The following is a 2565-nucleotide window of genomic DNA, read 5'->3' on the forward strand; positions in this document are numbered from 1 at the left end:
CAGAGCCAGAGCCAGAGCCAGAGCCAGAGCCAGAGCCAGAGCCAGAGCCAGAGCCAGAGCCAGAGCCAGAGCCAGAAATCAACGATAACTCATCAGTCGATGAATTATTAGCGGATATTGAACAAGCTGAAGCTTCCGAACAAGACTTGATGCCTGAACAGTCTGCAGAACCTGTAGATGAAGTTGAGACGCAAGATGTGTCTGTTGATATTCAGCAGCCAGCAGATGAAACAGAACAGAACATCATGGTTGATGAGCCTGCTCAGGATGATGTTATAGAAGATAGTAATGATCTTGTAGATGAGCTGGCACCAGATAATATCAATGTAAATATCGAGACAGAGCTAGCTGAACAGACGATTGATGAAGACATCAGTCCTGTTACAGTCATGGATGATGGCGTAGCAGAGCTAAGTGAACATGTTGAGACTGAATTAGACATTGATGAGTCAATTTCTGATATTAGTGACACTGCTGAGCTATCTGATACTGATACGGATTTAGATATTTCAGAACCTGTAGAGGATGAAGTCGAAGAAAGCCCTGAACTATTCTCTGAAAATCATGAAATTTCGATGGCCGATGAAGCCATTGCAGATGAGGAAGTATCTGATGTAGTTGAAGAAACTGCTCTCGAAGCTGAGCCTGTTGAGTCATTAGAGACTGAAGTAGATATCGAAAGCTTGATGGATGAAGCTGCTTCTGAAGAAGCAGAAAGTCAGTCTGAAGCTCAACAGCATGAGGCTGAAGAAGCACTCATATCTGGGCCTGAGCTGCCAGAAAATGATGAAAGTATAACTACGCAAGCGTCAATTACAGAAGCCGACGATACAGATAATGTTGAAGATACTGAGCTGGAATTTGAGTCGCTTGAGTCTGATAGTGACAGTCTGATTGATGAACCCTCTACCGATACAGATATTAACGTTAACCTTGAAACGTCTGATGTTACAGAGCCAGATGACGCTCAGATAAACTCTGAACAGGACGAAGTTGAAGAAAATCTGGATAGTGATTTAGCAGATTTGACAGCAGAAAGCTGGCCCGAAGGTGATGACTCAGAACAGTTTGATTCACTTGAAACCACAGATACAGACGATGATGAGATAGAACCAGCTATTTCTGATATCTCGATTGAGGATACAGAATCGAGCATCAGTGATGTGATTGAACCTCCTTCTGAGGAACTCGCTCCGGAGCTTGATTCAGATAGTGATGAGCAACACACAGCTGAAATCGAAACAGTCGTTGCTGATGATAACGATGCTGATTTAGAAACGGTTGCTGAGAGTGATGACCTTGAACCGTTAACAGAGGATGTGCTTGAACAAGCAACATTAACTACTGACGAAGATGACGATGTTGCAGCAGCGTTTTTAGATGAGGAGCTGAGCGAAGCCGATGAGCCTGCCGTTAGTGCTGAAGAACCTGAGCTAACTGAAGTAGAAGTGCCAGAACCAGAAGATACTATTAGCTTAACGATAGATGATGCTTTAGATGCTGAACTGGAAGACGTTGAGTCAGAACAGCAGCCTGAGTTAGATATTGATACCGAGATGATCGCAGAGACTGATGTCGCATCAGATGATCAGGTTGATGATATCGAAGATGAGAGTACAGCGCTTTCTATTTCTGAAGATGAAGAACCTGAGAACCCAACACCTGAATCAGACGAGTTGGTTATCCCGGATGAGGAGGATGTCGCTCCTGAACAAACAGATGACTTGCCTGAAAGTGAAGATATTACTGATGAGACAGAGCAGTTAACTCAACCGATCGCAGATGAAGAACCAGATGAAACTGAGAGTGCATTTGTAAGCGATGAAGAGGTCATCCCCGAGCTGGTTGAGATAGAAAATAAACAATCAAGAAGTTTAAAAGATTACTTAAAAAGCGATAGTTTTGATTTTAAACCGAGCGTAGCGATAGACAATACTTCTGAGATTGAAGAGCCTTTATTGGACGATGATGCAGATACATCGGCACTCGATGAAAATGAGGTAACACCGACTGAAATTGAGTCGATGGAAGAAGATTTTGCTAGACAAGCAGATTCAGTAGAGGAGGCTAATGCAGAGCCAGAGCCAGAGCCAGAGCCAGAGCCAGAGCCAGAGCCAGAGCCAGAGCCAGAGCCAGAGCCAGAGCCAGAGCCAGCGTTCCAGACAGAAGCAGAGCGTTTACGCTTACTAATGACGGCTGACGATGAAACGGAAGATGAAGTTGATTCTGAGCCTGAAGCGACGGAAGACAGTGCTACAAGCGAAGATATAAGCTCAGCACCACCGGAAGAAATTGCTGAAATACGGTCAGAGCTAGATGAACTGCGTGAAAAAGTAAGAGCCAGAACAGCACAACTGCGTGCTGAGGCGAAAGCGCGTAGTCAACAAATGGCGAGTGAATCAGAGCTAGAGCTGGAACCTGAGATAGAAACGCTAGCTGAAACGGCCAGTTCTACTGATGAGTCTGAAGAAATAGCGGAAGAAATAACACTCGAGTCTGAAGTCTCTGATGCGATGGATATAGCTGATGTAGAACCAGAACCAGAACCAGAACCAGAACCAGAAC

1 protein-coding gene is annotated in these 2565 nt (G+C 44.6%); it reads left to right on the forward strand.

Annotated features, from left to right (window positions below; genetic code table 11):
- Positions 1 to 2565, forward strand: a 2565-nt coding sequence (locus tag BM232_RS14905; protein ID WP_218153335.1) for a midas domain-containing protein, incomplete at both ends; no start/stop codon positions are given.

This window comes from Methylophaga sulfidovorans (assembly GCF_900114205.1).
GTDB classification, from domain to species: domain Bacteria; phylum Pseudomonadota; class Gammaproteobacteria; order Nitrosococcales; family Methylophagaceae; genus Methylophaga; species Methylophaga sulfidovorans.